17 protein-coding genes and 1 pseudogene are annotated in these 18,181 nt (G+C 48.8%); 16 read left to right on the forward strand and 2 right to left on the reverse strand.

The genetic code is table 11. The features are described from left to right. Genes K6J72_RS07225 through K6J72_RS07235 form a run of 3 tightly spaced genes read left to right on the forward strand, consistent with a single transcriptional unit; the run spans position 1 to position 3,150 of the window. Positions 1-453, forward strand: coding sequence for an AAA family ATPase (locus tag K6J72_RS07225; RefSeq protein ID WP_260320572.1), 453 nt, complete (start codon positions 1-3; stop codon positions 451-453). After that, the gene (locus tag K6J72_RS07230; protein WP_260320573.1) at positions 446-1,675 is read left to right on the forward strand and encodes an ATPase; all 1,230 of its coding nucleotides are present in this window, start codon (positions 446-448) and stop codon (positions 1,673-1,675) included. The genes K6J72_RS07225 and K6J72_RS07230 overlap by 8 nt, the downstream gene beginning before the upstream one ends. After that, a complete protein-coding gene (locus K6J72_RS07235) occupies positions 1,672-3,150 on the forward strand; it encodes a VWA domain-containing protein (RefSeq protein ID WP_260320574.1) in 1,479 nt (492 codons plus the stop codon). The genes K6J72_RS07230 and K6J72_RS07235 overlap by 4 nt, the downstream gene beginning before the upstream one ends. A gap of 72 nt (positions 3,151-3,222) precedes the next feature. Here K6J72_RS07235 and K6J72_RS07240 read toward each other — a convergent pair. Together K6J72_RS07240 and K6J72_RS07245 are read right to left on the reverse strand one after the other, a co-directional pair. Continuing rightward, positions 3,223-4,268, reverse strand: a pseudogene (locus K6J72_RS07240) (YeiH family protein). A gap of 1 nt (position 4,269) precedes the next feature. After that, entirely contained in the window at positions 4,270-5,082 is an 813-nt protein-coding gene (locus tag K6J72_RS07245) for a glycosyltransferase family 25 protein (protein WP_221279412.1), read from the reverse strand. 135 nt (positions 5,083-5,217) lie between these two features. Here K6J72_RS07245 and trpD point away from each other — a divergent pair, with 135 nt between their 5' ends. From trpD to K6J72_RS07310, 13 genes are all read left to right on the forward strand, one after another. Then, entirely contained in the window at positions 5,218-6,228 is a 1,011-nt protein-coding gene (gene trpD, locus K6J72_RS07250) for an anthranilate phosphoribosyltransferase (protein ID WP_221279413.1), read from the forward strand. After that, positions 6,221-7,576, forward strand: coding sequence for a bifunctional indole-3-glycerol-phosphate synthase TrpC/phosphoribosylanthranilate isomerase TrpF (trpCF, locus tag K6J72_RS07255; RefSeq protein WP_221279414.1), 1,356 nt, complete (start codon positions 6,221-6,223; stop codon positions 7,574-7,576). Before trpD ends, trpCF begins: the two co-directional genes overlap by 8 nt. Next, a complete protein-coding gene (gene trpB / locus K6J72_RS07260; protein ID WP_221279415.1) occupies positions 7,577-8,746 on the forward strand; it encodes a tryptophan synthase subunit beta in 1,170 nt (389 codons plus the stop codon). A 6-nt stretch (positions 8,747-8,752) separates the two neighbouring features. After that, positions 8,753-8,923: a hypothetical protein gene (locus K6J72_RS07265; RefSeq protein WP_221279416.1), complete on the forward strand. Its 171-nt coding sequence runs from the start codon at positions 8,753-8,755 to the stop codon at positions 8,921-8,923. A gap of 29 nt (positions 8,924-8,952) precedes the next feature. Then, positions 8,953-9,111: a hypothetical protein gene (locus tag K6J72_RS07270; RefSeq protein ID WP_221279417.1), complete on the forward strand. Its 159-nt coding sequence runs from the start codon at positions 8,953-8,955 to the stop codon at positions 9,109-9,111. Between the two features lie 161 nt (positions 9,112-9,272). After that, positions 9,273-10,358 (forward strand): hypothetical protein, encoded by a 1,086-nt coding sequence (locus K6J72_RS07275; RefSeq protein WP_221279418.1) that lies wholly within the window; start codon positions 9,273-9,275, stop codon positions 10,356-10,358. A gap of 94 nt (positions 10,359-10,452) precedes the next feature. Further along, a complete protein-coding gene (locus tag K6J72_RS07280) occupies positions 10,453-13,014 on the forward strand; it encodes a hypothetical protein (protein WP_221279419.1) in 2,562 nt (853 codons plus the stop codon). 9 nt (positions 13,015-13,023) lie between these two features. Further along, a complete protein-coding gene (locus K6J72_RS07285) occupies positions 13,024-13,599 on the forward strand; it encodes a hypothetical protein (RefSeq protein WP_221279420.1) in 576 nt (191 codons plus the stop codon). Positions 13,600-13,641: 42 nt separating this feature from the next. After that, positions 13,642-13,911: a hypothetical protein gene (locus K6J72_RS07290; protein WP_221279421.1), complete on the forward strand. Its 270-nt coding sequence runs from the start codon at positions 13,642-13,644 to the stop codon at positions 13,909-13,911. Position 13,912: 1 nt separating this feature from the next. After that, positions 13,913-14,938 carry an HNH endonuclease gene (locus K6J72_RS07295; protein WP_221279422.1) on the forward strand — a complete coding sequence of 342 codons (1,026 nt, stop codon included), beginning with the start codon at positions 13,913-13,915 and terminating at the stop codon, positions 14,936-14,938. After that, positions 14,890-15,312, forward strand: coding sequence for an SMI1/KNR4 family protein (locus K6J72_RS07300; protein WP_221279423.1), 423 nt, complete (start codon positions 14,890-14,892; stop codon positions 15,310-15,312). The genes K6J72_RS07295 and K6J72_RS07300 overlap by 49 nt, the downstream gene beginning before the upstream one ends. A gap of 10 nt (positions 15,313-15,322) precedes the next feature. Beyond that, positions 15,323-15,556: a hypothetical protein gene (locus K6J72_RS07305; RefSeq protein WP_221279424.1), complete on the forward strand. Its 234-nt coding sequence runs from the start codon at positions 15,323-15,325 to the stop codon at positions 15,554-15,556. A 10-nt stretch (positions 15,557-15,566) separates the two neighbouring features. Further along, a complete protein-coding gene (locus K6J72_RS07310) occupies positions 15,567-18,020 on the forward strand; it encodes an FtsK/SpoIIIE domain-containing protein (RefSeq protein WP_221279425.1) in 2,454 nt (817 codons plus the stop codon). The last annotated feature ends 161 nt before the right edge of the window (positions 18,021-18,181 follow it).

Genomic DNA, 18,181 nt, shown 5'->3' on the forward strand with positions numbered 1-18,181 from the left:
ATGTTTCTTCTATTTGAGCGAGAGGAATCCATGCCCTTAAACAACCAATACAAAACCAAAGTTAAAAACCTCATCACAGAGTTAGAAAAAGATTTATATGAACGCGAGGAATGCGTCCGTTTGGTGTTGCTGGCTTGTTTTGCCGGTAAGGCGATTTTTTTATATGGACCTCCCGGCACGGCTAAGTCGATGATTGCACGGAAAGTTAGCCTTGCCTTTGCGTCTAAAGACGACAAAACCACGCCCTTTTTCAGTGCGCTCATGCACCGCTTTTCTACCCCAGAGGACATTTTTGGGCCCATTGACATCGGCGCACTGAAGGAAAACAAGCTCATACGCAACATTGAGGGCTACTTACCCACCGCCCATTTTGCCTTTTTAGACGAGATTTTGGAAAAGCTCGCCCGCCATCTTAAACACCTTACTCACCATCATCAACGAAAGGTTGTTTAAACAGGGCGATAAAAATATTCCCGTCCCCCTTAAGGGCATTGTGTGTGCGAGCAATGAGTTCCCCCCAGCCAATCAAGGCTTAGAAGCCCTGTATGACCGCATGCTCTTGCGCTATTTTGTGGAGCCCCTAAAGTCTAAAGAGAATTTTTTACAGCTCATCGCCAGCCAAGAGGGCGCAAGCTCTAACCAGCACGCCTTTAGCCTAGAGGCATTAGAGGCGATACACAAAGAGGCCAGACAAATCCCCTTTAGCCCAGAAGCCATAGAGAGTTTGCACGCCATCAAGGCGAGCTTAGAGCAACTAAAGCACAACCCCGCTTTGATCGCCCAATTTTTAGGCGACAATGCGCCCAGCAAAGAGGGCGAGGAAAACACAGAGCCCGACCTTCATTTAATCGCCAGCCCTTCTGATCGGCGTTTCAAGCAATGCGCCCAGCTTTTACAAGTGTCCGCCTTACTCAGCGACCAAAACCAAGTTACGCCCCCGGATTTGGCTTTGCTCAGGCATTGTTTATGGGACAGCTTGGAGCAAATCCCCCTAGTCCATGCGATTTTAACGCAAGTGTTGAAGACCAGCCACGCAAAGGCGAAAGACCTAGAAAAGGCACAAGAGAGCTTGAAATACCTAGAGTGGGTGCGCGCCCACAAAAGCCCAGAGGACTTTGAGAAAACCTACCAGCACGCCCTCCAAGAAATGCAAGCCCACACCAGCACACTAGAACAAGACTTGCAAGAAATGCATCAAAACGCCAATGTGTTTTTATCCACCCAAGACCAAGAAATCGCCTTTAGTGGCACGCAAGAAGTCTTACAAGCGTTTAAGGTGCTGCCTTTACAATTAGAGGAAATCTATAAAGACCCTCCCACGCAACAACCGCCCAAATCTAGCAAATCCACAGGAACACAGGATACTTCTAAACTCTGTGAGAGCATTACAGACATTATTAAAGCACATGGAGAGATTACTGATGTCGGAGTAATTGACACACAAGAGTTTAAAAATGCTGTTGAAGACATTGAACGACTTTTAAATACATATTGCCATGCGTCCATGAGTAAGGAGGATTTACGGGGAGAGCTTGAGAAAAAATCCTATCCGTGCAGTAGAGGTAGGAATAGTTCAAGACGCAGTCTCTTTAATCCCGGCAAGCATAATTGTGTCCCCCATCTTTTAGGACTTGCTGTTGCAATACAACGAAAACACGAACTTAATAAAAAATGAACGACCTCCAAACCTACGGACTTTTAGACGACCCCGAGATTGCTAAAGAGTTTGAGCGCGCCTGTCAAGAAAAAGACAGCCAAGTCAAAGAGGCACTAAAAGACCACCCCTTTTTTGAGGAAAGCCTAGAGCATTACCAACGCAAACACGCCCACCTAGAGCAAAAAGATTTAGCCAAAACCACCCGTCAAGCCTTCCACGCCCACAACCCCCAAGCGGATTTAAGTTTCATAGACACCCAAGAAAAGACGCTTAAGAGCCAAGAGGACCAAGCGACCTTGCACCGCTTCATCTTAGACAAGTGGCAAGGGGTGTTAGAGGACAAAATCGCCACATGGAAGCACGCCACGCAAGCCAAGATAAAGCAGGATTTTTTAACACGCATGCAGGCGTGGTTTAAAGCCCTATGGCAAGCCAAGCAACTCGCCAAACAATCCCCAGAACTCTTTGGCAAAGACGGGCTGTTTATGGACGCTAAAAATCTTGCTCTAGAAGCCCTAGACTTGGAGGACTTGGGCGAAGCCAAGGCGCAAAAAAGGGCGTTAGAAAATTTAGAAGGGCTAGACACGGGGCTAGAGCTAGAGCAAGGGGGGCAAAAAAGAGCAACAAGAACGCAGGGCTTTACTTTACATGGCGCAAACCCTAAACGCCTAAACCTTGCCCAAATCTTAGCCCTTTTTAACCAAATCAAAAATAACAAGGCTTTAATGGCGATTTGCGATTTGCTCGGGCGGATGAAGGAAATGCAACAAGAGATGGTGAAGGAAATGATAAAAGAGTTGCAAAGCTACTCTTACACAGAAAAACAAGTAACAAGGGACTACAAAGAGGAAATTTGTGGGATTCATTTAAGCAACGACTTAGAAAATCTCATCCCCCAAGAGTTAGCCCTGCTCAATGACCCCGATTTAGAAATCCTTTTCACCCTTAAATTCGTGGAAAAACGGCTGTTTTGCTTTGAAAAGCAGGGCTACATTGACCGCCACTTAGAGGGCATAGAGGAAGTAGAGGTGGAGCAAGAAAAGGCACAAGAAAAAGAGGGCGCAAAGGGGCCTATCATCGTTTGCGTGGATACCAGCGCTTCGACAAGCGGCACGCCCGAGCTCATCGCTAAGGCTTTGGCGTTGTTTTTAGCCTCACATGCCAAAAAGAGCAAACGGGCTTGCTTTCTCATCAATTTTAGCTCCCAAACAACGGCGATGGATTTAAGCAAGGGCGGGGGGATTGCATGGCTCAATGAGTTTTTGAGCCTGAGCTTTGGGGGCGGGACAGATGTCGGCCTCGCCTTAAAAGAGGGCTTAAGGGCGATGCAAGAGCAAAACTACAAAAAGGCGGATTTATTAGTCGTGTCCGATGGCGGCTTTGGCGGACTTGACCCCCACTTAGCCCAACAAATGCAACGCAAACGCCAAGATAAAAACCGCTTTTACTTGCTAGACATCAATGGCAACTTAAGGCGCAAAGAACGCCTTTGACAAGCACTGGGTGTATGACAGCCACAGCCAAAACATTCGGGTTTTATGCGAACTTGGTAGCGATGTACAGGGCTAGCCCATCAACACCTTCACCAAAGCAAAGCCTGCAAAAATCAAAACCACAAACAGAATTAAGGCCAAAACAAACGCCCGACCGCCTAGACTTAAAAACTTCTTCAGCTCCACTTGCAAGCCCAACGCCCCCATCGCACACACCAAGCACAGCACAGACCCAAAACGCAACACCTCCACCCCGTGTTGTAGCACTTCAGGGGCGACAAAACCGCCAAATAAGGGCTGTAAATAAGAGTGCAACACGACCATGCCTAAAAAGATGAAGGCAAACCAAGGGACTTGTAATTTGACCTTGTGGCTATGCTCGGCGTTTGTGCTTTTTAAATAAAAGGACACGGCTAAAAGCAGGGGGATGAGCATGATCACGCGTACCATTTTTATGGTAACCGCAACTTTCTCGGCTTCTAAAGAAATCCCACTCGCCGCCCCGGCGACATTCGCCACTTCGTGCAAAGTTGCCCCGATATACACCCCCTCACCCAAAGGGCTTAGAGGCACCCAGCCCAAGTTATACACAAAGGGATATAAAAACATTGCCAAGAGCCCAAAGACGATCACGGTGCCCACAGCCACCACGCCCTTAAAGGGAGGGGATTTAAGCACGCTCTCTAGGGCCAAGACCGCCGCCGCCCCACACACCGCACTCCCACACGCCACGAGCATGCTCAAGTCTTTATCTAGTCCCATCTTGCCCCCAGCCACACCCCAAGCAAGAACACCCCCACGACCACGACCAACGCCACGAATAGGGGCGCGTAGCCGTAGTGCAAAATGTCGTTGATCGTTACATTGAAGCCGTATAAAATGATGCCTAAACGCAAGAGCTTTTTGGCGCTAAAATGTACGCCGTGGTGTGTCCAATAGGCGATTTTGGGGTAAAGAAACGAGCCTAAGAGCCCTAGCAAAACCGCCACTAAGAGGGGAGAAATGTGGTGCGTGCTCAAATAGGGCAGATGGGCGATTTTGAGCGACACAAGGGCTAAAACCCCGATGACACAGAGCCCTAGGAAGATTCCCAATAAAGTGTTTTGGTGGTGGCGCATGTCAATTCCTCGTTTTGTAGCTTACATAGTAGCGGTGTAGATGTCTGATAGCACCCACAAGTGGCGGGTAGCCGACATCGCGATCCCTGGAAATATTGCCTTCTAAAGTGTTTTGTGTGTGTTCGCTAATGGCGAAGGGCTCAAAAACATGGTTTTTTATGCCATGTAAATAGGTGTTTTCCAAAACAAAATCCACAGGCATGACCCAATGCTGGCTCGCCTTAATAAAGGCTTTGGCAGCGGTGGGGTCGAGCACATAGCCCTGTGTGCCGCTCCCATAAGAGGGGTAGCTGTAGGGAATGATAGAGATTTGGGGAGTGGATGTTGGTGTAGAGGAGATTTGATCGGTGAATAGATGCATGAGGCGCACCCAGTGTAGACCATGGATGTGCTTTGCGATGTGATCTATGGCCTCAAAAAAGTGGGACTCTAATGCGATGTCGTCTTCTAAAATACAAATGGGCTCTTGCAAATCTAAACAGCGTTGCCACAAGCTGTAATGGCTGGCAAAGCACCCCAACTCGCCAAGGCTCATCGGTACGCCTTCCTGTTTAAGCGCACAGCAACACGCGCATAGATAGTTTTTTAAACTTTTTGGCACGGGGTTGTCCACGCTTGGGTGGATAAAAAAGGGCTGTAAGTGCGCTTTGACTAAAGGGTGCAAGCCCTCTTGACTTTTGGAGTAAATGGCATCAAACACCTCAACGGGGTGTTTGTCTCGATCCAAGTCTTGTAAAAGAGTTTCCATGTTACGCTCCCTTAGCCCCCACTCCTCACAAGTGGCTTTAGACAAATGGATCACAAAAATACGCATGCTCTCTCCCAAAAGGGGCATTATAGCAACACTTTACATAAAGCCACCTCCACAGCCGTGCCTTGAAAAACAATGCCGCGTCCGTAACGCTTTATATTGCACATGTTATAATCCCCATTTATGCGAAGGTAAGACATGCCCCTTTATGTAGATTTACTCCACCAGCTTTGCGCTAAAGAGGATTTAAACGAGGGGCAGGTGCGGGCGTTTTGGGAGGGGCTATTGCAAGGGCGTTTTAGCGACATTGAGCTGGGGGCTTTGCTCATTGCGCTTAAGTGCAAGGGAGAGAGTCCGCTAGAGATCGCTTGTAGTGTGCAGGCGTGCTTAGGGGAGAGTCAAGATTTTAACTACCCCTTTGGCGTTGTGGATAATTGCGGTACGGGCGGGGATGGGGTGAGGAGTTTTAACATCAGCACCATCAGCGCGTTCGTGTGCGCCACTTTAGGTGTGAAAATGGCAAAGGCAGGCAATTACAGCTCTGGTGGGGGTGGGAGTGCCGAGTTTTTGGAGCATTTGGGCTTTAACATCCGCCTAAGCCCCAAGCAAGTACACCAAAGCCTAAATCTGGCCAATTTCGCCTTTCTCTTTGCCCCGATTTTTTACCCAAGCTTTGCCAAAGTCGCCCCCCTAAGGAAAGCCCTAAAAACCCGCACACTCTTTAACTTGCTAGGACCGCTTTTAAACCCCTTACGCCCCAAAGCACAACTTTTGGGCGTGTCTAGCCCCAAGTTGTGCTACCCCCTTGCGTGCGCCTTGCAGAATTTAGGCTTAGAGAGGGCGTTAGTGGTGCACGGCAGTGGCTGTGATGAGATTGCCTTGCATGGGGCGACTTTAGCCTATGAGCTAAGATCGGGGCAAATCACACAATACGAGCTAACCCCCAAAGACTTTGGGTTAAAAAGCCACCCCCTAGAGGCGCTCAAGGTGTCGAGCGTGCAAGAGAGTGGACAAATTTGCTTGGACTTATTGCAAGGGGGAGGCACAGAGGCGCAAAAATCAAGCGTGATCGCAAACACGGCGGGGGTGTTGTTCGTTGTGGGGCGAGCGAGGGATTTTAAAGAGGGGGCAAGACTAGCTAGAGAGTGTTTAGAGAGCAAACAAGCCTACACCCACTTACAAAGGATGGTACAACTAAGCCATGCATGACTTGCTAAAAACCATGTTAGAACACAAGAAATTAGAGGTGCAAGCCTTGAAGAACCGCTACAGCGTGCCCGCCACGCTAAGGCCAAGCCTTAGAGATTTCAAGGAGGCTTTGCAAGAGAGGCGCACAAGCTTTATTTTAGAGTGCAAGCAAGCCTCCCCCTCTAAAGGCTTGATTCGAAGCCCCTTTGATTTGGTGAAGATCGTTAAGGTGTATGAGAAACATGCCACTTGCATCTCTGTGTTGACCGATGAAAAATATTTTAAAGGCTCGTTTGAAAATTTGCGCCTAGCCGCCGCCCACACCACGAAGCCTCTTTTGTGCAAGGATTTTGTGATAGACCCTTTTCAGGTGCGCCTAGCCCGTCTTATGGGGGCGGATGCGGTTCTGTTGATGTTGAGCGTGCTTGAGGATCAAGCCTACACAGAGCTGGCTACCTTAGCGAAGTCTTTAAACATGGCGGTTTTAACAGAGGTGAGTAACCCAGAAGAGGTGCAAAGGGCGATCGCCTTAAACGCCCCCATTGTCGGCATCAACAATAGGGATTTAAAAACCCTAAAAGTGGACACAAACACCACTTTAAAACTCGCCCCCCTCATCCCCGAGGATAAAATCATCATCAGCGAGTCCGGGATCAGCTCACACGCTGTGGTGAAACAGCTTTGCGCTAAGGTGCAGGGCTTTTTAGTGGGCAGCACACTGATGGCGCAAAAGAACTTAGACAAGGCGTGTAAAAAGCTCATTTTGGGCGAAAATAAAGTCTGTGGATTAAGGCGGGTCAAGGACGCTAAGGCGGTGCTTAAAAATGGATTCATCTATGGTGGGTTGATTTTTGACCCCCAAAGCCCTAGATACATTGCCCCCAAAAAGGCGCAAAAGCTCATTAAAAAAGTGCCTAAGTTGGACTTTGTGGGGGTGTTCGTGCAAGCCAAGATCAAAACCATCATTAAAAGGGCGTATCAGCTTAAGCTCAAGGCGGTACAACTGCACGGGCACTACAGCCCACAAGAGCTAGCCTTGCTAGAAAACGCCCTGGATTGCCCCGTGTGGGCGGTAACAAGCGTAGACCCCCGCGCCAAAAAACTCCCCCCCACGCCAAACACCTCCCTAGTTTTGTTTGACAGTAAGGGAGCAAAGGCGGGGGGCAATGGCGTGGCGTTTTGTTGGGATTTGTTAGAGGGCTTTAAACGCCCCTTCATGCTGGCTGGCGGGCTTAATGCGCACAATTTAGAAAATGCGGTCAGCACGGGGGCGTTAGGCTTAGATTTAAACTCAGGGCTAGAGAGCGCACCGGGCAAAAAGAGCGGACAAAAAATCGCCCAAGTGGCGAAAATGTTACGGGAGTATTGAATGCAGCGGTATTTTGGAGAGTTTGGGGGGGGCTTTGTGCCTGAGCTGTTGGTCCCTGCTTTGGCGCAATTAGAGCAGGCGTTTAAGGATTGTTTGAACGATACAGGGTTTCAAGCCTCGTTCAAGGGGCTTTTAAAGGACTTTGTGGGCCGTCCCAGCCCTTTGACTTTGGTGCAAAATTTTTGCCCTAACCCGAAAGTGAAAATGTATTTAAAACGAGAGGACTTGATCCACGGGGGAGCGCATAAGACAAATCAGGCATTAGGGCAAGCCTTGTTGGCCAAAAAGATAGGCAAAAAACGGGTGATCGCCGAAACGGGGGCGGGGCAACACGGCGTGGCTACGGCGATTGCGTGTGCGCTCTTAGGGCTGGAGTGCGTGGTGTATATGGGGGCTAAGGACATACAACGCCAAGAGCAAAATGTCTTTAGAATGCGCTTGCTCGGGGCAAAGGTGCAGCCTGTAGAGAGTGGGTCGGCAAGTCTTAAAGATGCGATCAATGAGGCTTTAAGGGACTGGGCGAGCTCTTACCCAACCACGCATTATTTGTTAGGCACCGCTGCAGGTCCACACCCTTATCCGCAAATGGTGAAACACTTCCAAAGCATGATCGGTACAGAGGCTAGGGCGCAAATTTTAGAAAAAGAGGGTAGATTGCCCGATCAAGTGATCGCCTGTGTGGGCGGAGGGTCTAATGCGATCGGCATTTTCGCCGGGTTTTTAGACGATAAAGCCGTGGGCTTGATAGGCGTTGAACCCGGAGGGCTAGGGCTTGATTCGAACAAACACGGGGCGACTTTATGCAAAGGGAGTGTGGGGATTTTGCACGGGTGCAAGACTTACATTTTGCAAGATGGCGAGGGGCAAATACAAGAGAGCCACAGCATTTCAGCTGGGCTAGATTACCCCGGTGTGGGTCCCGAGCATAGCTTCTTAAAAACAAGCGGGCGGGCGCAGTATGTAGCCGCAAGCGACAAGGAAGCTTTAGAAGCGTTTGTGCGTCTAAGCCAAAGCGAGGGCATCATCCCCGCCCTAGAGAGCGCACACGCCCTAGCCCACGCTTACAAGCTCGCCAAAGAGTGCCAGCAAGAGAGCCTAATGATTGTCAATCTTAGCGGCCGGGGGGATAAGGACTTAGCCACGGTGAGCGGACACATTGTGCCCGCTTAAGGGGCATTGGCAAATGCGTGGGGTGTGTTTGGGTGTGTGGCTTGCGCTTTGGGGCGCGTAGTCGCTTCAAGCCCCATGTGTGCGTGGAGTGCCTGCTTAGTAACGGGCAAACACATCGTGTTTGCTTGTGCAGGGCGTTTTTTGGGCGTGTCGTGCCCGTTAATCTTTTTAGGGTAGAATTTTGATTTTATTTTAAGGAGGTTAGTTTGAGTGCTTTGGTGCAATTGATTTATAAGCTAAGCAATTTTAGCGAACTAGAGAAAGAAAAGTCTAAGAAATTTTCTGTAGATGGGCATGTTTGCTTTTTAAACTTGCAAGAAGTGGAGGGTAAAATCATCGTTGAGGTGTACCAATCTGGGGGGTAACTCCCTCTAACGCCTCCTCAAAAGAACACCCCAGAAACCAAACCCAAGTCCAAGAACGAATTTATAACACCAACAAAACAGCCTACGAGGGCACGCAACCCCACTCGTGTGATTTTCCCCAAGACAGCCCCCTAGAAATCCTTGACAACTTAAAGCGGTTGTTGGAGGAACTATACACACCACCAGAGGGAGAAGAAATGGGCAAGGGCAAAAAGAAAGAGAAAGAGTCAAAAATCTTTGGCTGCATTGAGGCGCTGGAAAAAAGGATTGTGGCTTTAGAGGCATTTAAAGAATCGCAAGAATCGCGCCCCAAAGAAAGCCTAGATGCCACACAACTTGAAACGCTCAAGACAGAAAACGCCACCCTCACAAAAGAAAAGGCAGACCTAGAGGACAAAATAAAGGCGTTAGAGAGTGCCAAACAGGGAGTTGAGGGGGAAAAGGAGAGACTGCAAGAGGCGTTCAATAAAAAGATAGATGAGTTGCAAAAAGTACAAGCAAAGTTAGAGCACAGCGAGCAACAAGCACAACAAGACAATGCAACATTGCAGGGTAAACTAGACCGACAAAGAACAGACAACGATAACCTAGAACAAAAGCTTAAAGATGTCCAAAGCAACCTAAGACGGGCCCAAGAAGACGGGGCAAAATGGCAGAGCAAAAGCAAAGAGCTAGACACAGAACTAGACGATCTGAAGCAAGAAAAAAAGAGGCTGGAGGGGGAATTAAGCACGGCTAAAACAGATTGCCAAAACCTAGAGGACAAATGTAGCCAACTAGAGGGGGAACTTAAGGAGGCACAAGCCGATCAAAAAGAGGCAAAGGGTTATCAAAGCCTAGCCCTCGTGCAATTACTCAACTTAGCCCAACAGAGCGATCAGCTCTTAAAACGCCTAGAAATCGATAAAAACGCCACTTTAGACGATCTCTTTGCCTCTAAGCTGGGACAAGACCGCTTGTTTGTGCTTAAGTGCATCGCTCAAGACATTCAAGACTTCCGCAAGGATTTGTCTAAGATTCAGCCCCTGATCGCCTTTTTTAACGCCCTTTTTCCGCTTTTAGAATCTAGCGAGAAACTCACCCGTCTAAGCGTGTGCGAGGGAGACAACTATAACCCCAGAGAGCACGCCACCCCAGAAGACCCGCAGCCCACGAGAGGCAAGGTAACAAAGGTGCATTTTGCGGGCTACCAGCTAGGATCAAACACCTATAAAAGCCTTGTTGAAGTCCAAAAGACTCATGTTTAGACAATGGAAAAAAGGCATTGATTTTAGTTGGCTCAACAGCCTTGTATGTTTCGCAAAAAAAGTGAAAAAGACCATTTTACGGAAGGAAAAACCCATGAATCCCTTGAATTTAAAAAACGACAAAATTAGAGAAACGCTCTCAAGCATCACTTTGCCCATCAACCACCCCATTGCGCTCAAACTCAAGGAATTGAGCCCAGAGGACAAGAAATTTTTAAAAGACTTTGAGAGCATCAAACGCAACGCCCAACTCACACGCAAAGAGATCAAGACCAAAAAAGGAGGGGGGGCAAGCGAGAGCGAGCAGCGCTTGCTGGAGTTGATCGACTGCATTTGTGCGGCCAACCCCAAAGACCCCTCTAAAGGACTGCTCTCTTTGATGGAGGAGCTGGCATGGCTACAAGACAACAGCACCGCTAGCCAAAATTGCATCACCCCGCAGGAATTAGCACGGGCCAAGAGGATTTTAGGGCAGAACAACGCCATGCGCCGTTTGAGTAAAGAGGCGTTCTCACAATTCAAACAATGGCTTTTAGAGGTAGACACAAGGGCGATCAATTTAGACCCCTATGACCACAACCTCTTAGAAGACCCCAATGCCGGGCATTGGGACATCCACCCCCAAGCCACCGGCGAGCAAAGCACCATCACCTTTTGCTTCCCCGAACCTAGCGGCAATGAGCGCTACACTCTAAACACCCGCCACCCCCTAAACACCCAGGATGTCTTTGGGCGTAAGGCCGAAGTGGTCGCCATAGACTTTGGCACTAAGAGCACCACAGCGGCCATCTTAGACAAAAACAGCCGTAAAATCTTGCTCGCCATTGGGACACTGGACACCAAAAAGACTGTGGAAGAGGCGGATTTTGAAAACCCCACCTTCATGGAGTTTTACGATTACAAAAAATTCTTAAGGGATTATAACCGCCTTGAACACCGCCCTTTCACAGACATCGCGGATTTAAGCATTTCGCACATGGCTTTTGAGCACTTTAAAGAAGCTAGGAGGAATGACTATTACCGCTTTTTCTACAAGCTCAAACAATGGGCGGGGACTTTTGGCAATGAAGTGCGGGTACAAGACCAAGACGGAGTGGCTTGGGATTTGGGCGACATCACCGATTATGGGGCGGGCAAACCCGACCCTATTGAGATTTACGCCTATCTCTTGGGCCGCTACATCAACAACATGGGGGGTAACCCTGAAGGTGTACACTTGACCTATCTCTTATCTTATCCGGCCAAATACGAAAAGGAACAAAGAGAACACATCAAGGCAAGTTTTATGCGTGGGCTTACCAAGTCTTTGCCCCAGGGCATTTTTGACCCCTACATCACGGGCAAAAAAGAGAACGAGCGGGTTAAAGTGGAAAAAATGATCGTGGAAATGAAGGTGAGTGAGCCGGCCGCTTACGCCATCAGCGCACTGCAGGCCTTTGGATTCACCATTAAGCACATGGGGGCGGAAGCGGTCAACTATGGGGTGTTTGATTTTGGCGGGGGGACGACAGATTTTGACTTTGGCTACTGGCAAAAGAGCGCAGACGAGGACAAAGACTACGACTTGCACCACTTCAATGAGGGGGGCGCAAAATACTTAGGCGGGGAAAATCTTTTAGAGCTTTTGGCCCTAGAGGTGTTTAAGGACAATATGGAGGAAGTGCGCCAAAATGATTTGGTGATCGCCACGCCTAATTACGAAGCTAGGGTGACTAATGTCCACACCTTGCGCGCCTTCATTGACAATAAAAGAGAGGGGCGGCGCAATTTGCAAACCATTGCTGAGGAATTGCGCCCCTTTTTGCACGGCTTAGATGAGGAACAAATCAAGGCCGATGGTCTAGCAGAAGAGCGCATTAATTTAAACTTGGTCAACCGACAAGGAGTCCCCCAAAGTGCGCAATTCATGGTGAATTGTTCCAAATTATTGCACATTTTAAAAAGGGAGATCGGGGAGGTCATCCAAAATTTCTTTGAGGCGTTGCGGGTGGCCGCTCCACAGATGAAAGACGCTAAAGAGGTGCACATTTTCTTGGGCGGAAATTCCAGCCGTTCGCCCTTAGTGAAAATGCTCTTTGAAGAGGAAGCGGCCAAAAGAAAGGCAGAGTCCACATCCGAGATCCAATTCATCATCTACCCGCCCCTAGGCACCCCAGAGGCCGATGCGCTCATTAAAGAGAGGACCAACAAAGACCCCGAGCCCGACCAACACCAGCGCGTAACCTGCAAAACAGGGGTGGTCTTTGGGCTTTTAGACGGGCGCGAGCAATACGGCGGGGGCATCAACATTTGCTCTCCAGATGCCTGCCCGGGTAAAGACCCCCTCTTTAAATTCTACTTGGGGCGCAAGAAGGGGGATTGTTTCCATTTGATCCTAGAAAAAGAAGAGATGGTGGTCGGGGAGTGGGTGGAATTTGGCAAGAACTTCAAGGGTTCAAGGCTAGAGCTTTACTACACGGAAAGGCCGCTGGCCACGACCAACGAGCTGCCCATCGACCAAGCGCATAGAGAACCGATCGACTTTGACGACACCTACGATGAGGGTATTTACCAGATCAAAATCAAGCGGATCAACACGGACAGCATTGTGGTGGGGGTTTTCACGATGGATGGGGATTCTTGTGAGGATGAACACACCGTACAATTAAAAGCTTAGGAGAATTCTATGTATGCGTATGCTTTTGTGATCTTGAACCAACAGGTGGGGGTGTTTAAGCGCACCCAAAAAGGGGGCTTGATCTTTGTGTGCATGCAGGAGGCGGGGGCGGATTTTTTTGACAACTTCAACGAGATTTACAACATCGAGCCCCACAGGCCTAAGGATTTTTGCTTTGTGTGGGAGGAGGGGTGCACTTCTGCTTTATTGCAACACCCCTATTTTAAGCGACAATTAAGGGAGAGTGTGTGGGGAGCGGATTTGCTCTGCGATCTCTTGAGTTTGCTCTACACCCAGCACGGGCTTAAGGGCTGTTTGCAAGATTTTAACGGGCAGCGTTTAGAGGGCGGGGATGTCATGCTTTACACCAACACCGACTTAAGCCCTAAAGAAAACCCAAGCCCTAGCGTTGCACACCACAGCGATCAATCCGAGTGGCAACAAGAGGAATGGCAAAAGACCCAAAGGTTTGAGGAGGCTAGGGGTAAAAAACGCCAAAAACCCCAAACCCCCAAACCCACCGCTTGCAAATTGCCCTCTCAAGGCGGGGACGAACCCCCCACCACGCAAGAAACCAACCATTAGTTTTAAGGGCGGTGGGGTGGGAAATTTTATTAAGGAGTAAAAATGGCACAAGCAGTGATGGACCCAGATGAGGCTGAGGACTTTACCAACCACCTCCAGCAATTCATGGACGACTTAAATGAAATGGTGCGCAGTTTAAACGGGCACTTCCGCGCTTTAGGCGACACTTGGGCGGACACCAAGTATTTAGAGTTTGAGGAAGTGCTTAAGGAGTTGGAGGGCTTTTTAAAGCACTTTGACGAACAAGCAGAGGAGCAGGTGCGCTGGCTCAGACGCAAGATTGAAGAAACGCGTACTTATTTAGGGGTGTAGTGTGCCCGTCAATGTTGATACTAAGCAGGTGCGCGCTGTTCTTGATCGCTTCAGTGATTTTCAAGATCATTTACATCAAGAAACCCGCGCCTTTTTACAGGAGCTAGAAACCTTCTATGAGGAAACCAAAGAGGAGTTGGCCCAAACCAAACAGGCCCTGCAAGAGGCAAAAGAGGGGCTAGCCAGCGCTAGGGCGTGGGAAGCGCATTGTGTGGCTTGGTTAGCGGCGGCTAATGCCATCCCTTCGCCTTGGTGTTGGGGACCCATTGCAGCCGCTACGGCTGCTTTGGCGCTCGCGGTTGATAAGCGCGAAAAATGGGAACAAAAAGTCGCCTTGCTTGAGGAAGCGGTGGAAATCTACACAGAGGAGCTTAGGCGTATCCAAGTGATTTTGATCGAGGAATTTTGCCAGCAAAGCCGGTCTTTGCTCTTGGCCTATGGAGAGGCGCATCACGAACTTTACAGGCGCGCACTCAAGGCCAGCGAGATCATCGAGCAACAATACATGATCCCCCCTTGGATTCAAAAACTTTACGACAAATTGCAGGGCCTGCAAACCCAGCTAGACCCCCTGCGCCAGCAGGCCCAAATACAGGCGATCCACGATGAATACCGCGCCTTCTTAGAGGAGCGCAAAGAGGGCTTTATAGTAACCCAAGACGAGACCTTTAAAATCCCCTTTAACGATCTCAATCTGCCCGTTTTTCCCGCGATCTTCACCGCCCATTTAGATTTAAAAGATTTGGACAATGAAAAGCCCATGCTCTGCTTTTATGCACTCAAAGCCCTGCAAAAAGCCCTAAGCACGAGCACCACTCTACAAGAGATTTTAAGCCAAGAGGAGCAAGAGCAGATCAACAAGGGCATCACACCCAAGGGCTACATGTGGCATTTTGACCCAAATCCCCCACTAGGCACCATGCAATTAGTGCGCGAAGAAGTGCTTTTATCTGTCCCCCACACGAAAGGATACCCCCTATGGAAAGAAATACTCCCGCAACTCAAAACCCAAATTGGGGATTTGTGATCCCCTTAGAAGAGGCTGCCCTAGAGAGCGCGCAAAAGTTGTGCGGCCTAGAGTTTAGCCCGATGTTTTTAGATTTTTTAAAACGCACCAACAACGCCATCCCCCCTAAGCGCAACTTTTACATAGGGCAGGAGAACTACACTTTTAAAAATGTGCTTAACTTCAACATGGAGGGCAAATGCACCTTTGCCTTTTTTATGCAAAAGCTCAAAGCGCATTTAGAGGCACAAGAAATCTTTTTTGGCAGCGATGGTTATGGAGGGCTGTTTATCTTAGACACCGCCAGCGATCAGGTCTTGTTTTTAGACACGGACACGGGGGTTAAAAAGCCCTTGCTTTCCTTTGATCTCTTGCTCAAAAAATTAGAATCTTGAGGAGTTGTGTATGCACTATGAAGGCAGTGTGTTGCATGTGCGGCATTTAGAAGATTTGTTTTTGGAGGCGATGGACGATGATTTGGGCCACAAGCTCAGCACAGAGGTGATCGAGGGGATGTGCCATTTAGCCAACCAATTTGAAAACCTTGAGCTGGAGATGATCCGCAACAAACAGAAAATCACCGATCGCCTAGAAGAGGCGCGCGATTTGGTCCAACAAGCCCATAGTATCCAACCCTAAAGGAGTTTTTATGTTGCAAGCCCTACAAGATTTAGACCAAACCCTACACAAAGTCCGTTTTGCGCACAGCCCGCTTTTCACCTTGCAAGAGAGCCAAGAGAAGCTGTTAAAAATTAGGGACAATATCCGCCAAAGCCAGCCCCAACTAGGCGGGCAACTGCACCTCAATGAGGGTCAAAGCTACCCCGAGTTTTTGGCCTTGGGCGTGCTAGAAGTGCGCGAGAACACCCCAGAGGGGCTAGAAGAGAGCTTTGAAAAATTTTTTATCCCCAAAGTTTACCCCTTCCCTCCACCCGCTCTGTATGGTAACAGCGAGAACACGCCTCGATTCTTGCGTGAAGGTTTGTTGCGCCTTGTTTCCACGATCCCACTCACGCATTTACAAGTCGTGTTGGTGGACGCGCTCAGTTTAGGCGGGGTGTTTGCGCTGGCACGGCGTTTTTTAAAGAAGGACCACGATTTCATTTACCGCCAAAAAATCCTCACAGAGAGCGATGAAATCAAAGAGGCCTTAAAAAACCTTTATGAATACCTAAAGACCAATTTACAAGAGAAGTTGGCCGGTTATAAGGACTTCATGGACTACAACCGCCACAACGCCGACCGCCTAGAAGTGCGCGCCTTGTTTTTAAGCGGGGTGGATGCGCTGGATCATGAGAGTCGGGGGTATTTACAGCACTTGGTGCGCTTTGGGGCGGCTAATGGGGTGCTATGCTTCATTTATCATTTGAGCGAAAAGGAGGAGCGCAGCAAGGAGGAGGCGTTTTTGGACCGCTTTTTAGAAAAACACGCCCAAAAGTTTGAAAGCGTCTCCACTTTTGAACACCTGCGTTTAAGAGCCCTGCACGACTCCACGGGTACACACACGGAACATTTAAACGCCTTTGCTAAAGAGGTGGCCAAACATTATGACGGGCACAAACAAAATAACCGCGAAGTGGACGAATTGCAACAAGAGAGAGAGTTTTGGAGCAAAGAAAGCGTCCATATTGTGCGTGTGCCCATTGGGTGGGACAAGGATGGCCGCGAAGTGTTGTTTGAGATCGGGGGGGATCAAACCCAGCACCACACCTTAGTTTGTGGCCGTAGTGGGAGCGGAAAATCCAATTTTTTAAATGTGTTGATTCAAAATTTAGCCTTTTACTACTCCCCCGATGAATTGCGTTTATTCTTATTAGATTACAAAGAGGGTGTGGAGTTTAATGCCTATGCCCATCCGCCCCTAGAGCACGCCCAATTAGTGAGCGTACAAGCCGATGTGTCCTATGGGATCACCTTTTTAGAGTGGCTGAATAAAGAATTGGGAGAACGCGCCAAGTTGTTTAAGGATTGTGGGGTGAAGGATTTTAAGGGCTACCGCCAAACCCATGGGCTGCCCAGATTTGTGGTGATCATCGATGAGTTTCAGGTGTTGTTTATGGATAGTAAAAAACGAGATGAAATCACAAGTTTGGTGGTTAACCTACTTAAAAAGGGGCGTAGCTATGGGGTACACATGGTTTTTTCCACACAAACAATGGCTGGGGGGACAATCCCTAAAGAAACTTTAGGCCAAATTGGCAACCGTATGGCTTTAGCCGTGAACGACAAAAACGATAGCATTGTTGTTTTAGGCCATGATGGTGCAACCCGTGTTGCGATCAAAAAAGGCATTTACAGCTCTGTGGGCGAACAAAAAGACGACTCCCTCATGGTGTTGACAAGCATTCCCTATGCAGCCAATGACAAACTGCCCGACTTTATTTTAAAAACCATACAGGCAGCTAAAGAGCGGGGCACTAAACCCATAGAAGATCGCAAGCTTTACAATGGCGAAGAGCCCATTTACATGCCAAAAATACTTCAGGTTAAAGACGCGAACTTGCAGCTGGGCGTGGGCGTGGATTACGAACAAAAAGTATTTATTCTACCCTTTGAAGAGGGCGATCACTTGCTCTTAGTGGGCACAGATGAGGCCAAAATCACTTGGCTTAAGATTCTCATTAGAAACCTACAAGCTTTAGGCAAAAAGCTTTACCACTACAACGCCAGCAGAACCCTTGCCAAAATCCAAGACCAGCTCCAGCCCTATGGAATCGCCCCCACCCACACCAACGCCCAAATCTTTGAAGAGAATTTAGAGCCCGGCAGCTTTATCCTCATCGACTCGCTGGATGAAGCGCAGGATTTACACGAGAAAAAGAGTACGGGATTGGCGCAATGGAGAGCCTCTTTAGCCAGTGCCAGAGATTATGGCCACCACCACATCGCTATGGTTGCCAGCATGAAAAAAGTCTCTAGTGTCCCCGATTTTAAGGACATCCTAGAGGTCTTTAAATACCGCATCGTCTTTAAAAGCAACCAAGAAAACCTTGAAAAGGCGACCAATCTAGAGATTAGAGAGAGGTTAGAGCGCGCCAACGCCCGCTTTTTTGACAAGTCCAACGATGGGCACATAGACTTTAGGCCCTACATTGTTCTTTAGGCACCTGGGGCTTGGGTCAAGCTAGGGCTGTTGGCTTGGCAGGCCTTGTTGCTGCTTGCCGCCTCTATAAAAAGCTCAGCGCATAAAGACCAAAGCCAAGACAAGGCTCTGACACCCAGCGCAACTTAGGGGTTTCTAGGGCCAAGCAAAAACTTTAATTT

This window comes from Helicobacter sp. NHP19-003 (assembly GCF_019703305.1).
GTDB classification, from domain to species: Bacteria; Campylobacterota; Campylobacteria; order Campylobacterales; family Helicobacteraceae; genus Helicobacter; species Helicobacter gastrocanis.

What these genes read in the sequence shown, in the direction of transcription:
- K6J72_RS07225 (WP_260320572.1), top strand. Translation starts at nt 1, where the DNA reads ATGTTTCTTCTATTTGAGCGAGAGGAATCCATGCCCTTAAACAACCAA.
- K6J72_RS07235 (WP_260320574.1), top strand. Translation starts at nt 1,672, where the DNA reads ATGAACGACCTCCAAACCTACGGACTTTTAGACGACCCCGAGATTGCT.
- K6J72_RS07245 (WP_221279412.1), bottom strand. Translation starts at nt 5,082, where the DNA reads ATGCGTATTTTTGTGATCCATTTGTCTAAAGCCACTTGTGAGGAGTGG.
- trpD (WP_221279413.1), top strand. Translation starts at nt 5,218, where the DNA reads ATGCCCCTTTATGTAGATTTACTCCACCAGCTTTGCGCTAAAGAGGAT.
- trpCF (WP_221279414.1), top strand. Translation starts at nt 6,221, where the DNA reads ATGCATGACTTGCTAAAAACCATGTTAGAACACAAGAAATTAGAGGTG.
- trpB (WP_221279415.1), top strand. Translation starts at nt 7,577, where the DNA reads ATGCAGCGGTATTTTGGAGAGTTTGGGGGGGGCTTTGTGCCTGAGCTG.
- K6J72_RS07280 (WP_221279419.1), top strand. Translation starts at nt 10,453, where the DNA reads ATGAATCCCTTGAATTTAAAAAACGACAAAATTAGAGAAACGCTCTCA.
- K6J72_RS07285 (WP_221279420.1), top strand. Translation starts at nt 13,024, where the DNA reads ATGTATGCGTATGCTTTTGTGATCTTGAACCAACAGGTGGGGGTGTTT.
- K6J72_RS07290 (WP_221279421.1), top strand. Translation starts at nt 13,642, where the DNA reads ATGGCACAAGCAGTGATGGACCCAGATGAGGCTGAGGACTTTACCAAC.
- K6J72_RS07300 (WP_221279423.1), top strand. Translation starts at nt 14,890, where the DNA reads ATGGAAAGAAATACTCCCGCAACTCAAAACCCAAATTGGGGATTTGTG.
- K6J72_RS07305 (WP_221279424.1), top strand. Translation starts at nt 15,323, where the DNA reads ATGCACTATGAAGGCAGTGTGTTGCATGTGCGGCATTTAGAAGATTTG.
- K6J72_RS07310 (WP_221279425.1), top strand. Translation starts at nt 15,567, where the DNA reads ATGTTGCAAGCCCTACAAGATTTAGACCAAACCCTACACAAAGTCCGT.